This is a genomic window from Methylobacterium sp. CCH5-D2 (assembly GCF_001556475.1).
Lineage (GTDB): Bacteria > Pseudomonadota > Alphaproteobacteria > Rhizobiales > Beijerinckiaceae > Methylobacterium > Methylobacterium hispanicum.
In genome coordinates, this window is record NZ_LSIX01000830.1 from 1 (window position 1) to 1,315 (window position 1,315).

Here is a 1,315-nt window from a genome sequence, read left to right on the forward strand (position 1 = left end):
GGCACGCCCCGGGTCTCGATGCGGCGCCCCGCCGGGCCGTCGTCGATGCGGGTGACGCGCTGGAGCGCGGGCCCGCCCGCCCGCGCGGCGGGCAGCGCTACGAGGTCTCCGGGCTCCAGCGCGACGAGGCGGGGGCTCAGCGCGAAGCGGGCGGTGTCGCGGCCCGCGATGGCGCGGTCGAGCAGCGCCTCGGCCAGCGCCTCCGCGCTCGCGCGCCGGGTGACGAGGGCCGCCTCGACCCGGCTCTCCCGGCGCCGCCCGCCGGCCGGCCGCGCCGCCGCCGCGTTGGCGCGCCGGTAGCCCGCGCTCTCCGAATCGGTGAAGCCGAACTCGACGCTGCGGGGCAGGGCGCTGTCCTCGGCCCGCACCTGGGCGAGCGGCGCCTCGGTCCCGGAGGCGCGCACGAGGTCGTCCTCGGCCAGCACCAGGGCGGTCTCGCGGCGCGGGCCCCGCAGGCGCAAGGTGCCGGCCACCGCCGAGACGTCGAGCCCGTAGAGTTGGGCCAGCGGCTCGAGCGCGGCGCGCGCCGAGAGCGGCCGGTCGATGACGTAGCCGTCGAGGAAGGCCGCCGCCTCGATCCGGGCGGGCGCGTCCACGCCGAGGTCGGCCAGGATCGCCGCGACCAGCCGGTCGAGGTCGCAGCCCTCGATGCGGCCGGTGATCCAGTGCCCGACCCGCCAGTTGCCGGTATCGGCCCAGACCGCGTCGGTCTCCGGGAAGGCCGGGAAGGGCCGCGCGTCCCAGGCCCAGACGAAGATCGCGGCCGGATCGACCATGCGCCCGCCGTAGACCGGCGAGACCGGGTTGTGCGCCTCGGAGAAACCCGGCGCGGCCGGGTCGAAGCGGGTCAGGATCGCCTCCAGCCCGCGCAGCTGGATCAGCGCGTCGCGCGCGCCCGTCGAGCCCGGCGGGGCGGCGCTCTCGGAGGATTTCGGGTCGGGGAAGACGTTCGGGCCGTTGGTGCCCTTGTCCACCGCCGGCACGCCGATCTCGGTGAGCCAGATCGGCTTGGAGCAGGGCAGCCAGGGACTCGCCCCGGACTCGACGCCGCCCGTCCGCTCGACATGCGCGTTCGACCACCAGCCGACGAGGTCCTTGGCCCGGTAGAGCCACGGCTTCCCGTAGGCGCCGTCCGTGATCGGAGCGCGGGCCTGCGCGGCGCGCGCCCGCGCGTCGGGATAGTACCAGTCGAAGGCCTCGCCGCGGCCGCAGGCCTCGGTGAGGTAGGCGCGGTCGTAGATCGTGTCGGCGAGGTCCGCGTCGGCCCGGCCGTGCCGCTGGTCTACGCCGCCGACTGGACCGAGTACGGCGCCCA

The 1,315-nt window shown here is 77.0% G+C and carries 1 protein-coding gene; it reads right to left on the reverse strand.

The window, feature by feature from the left end; genetic code table 11:
• A partial coding sequence (locus AX737_RS21795; RefSeq protein ID WP_197430678.1) for a glycoside hydrolase TIM-barrel-like domain-containing protein occupies nucleotides 1-1,315 on the reverse strand: 1,315 nt, incomplete at both ends.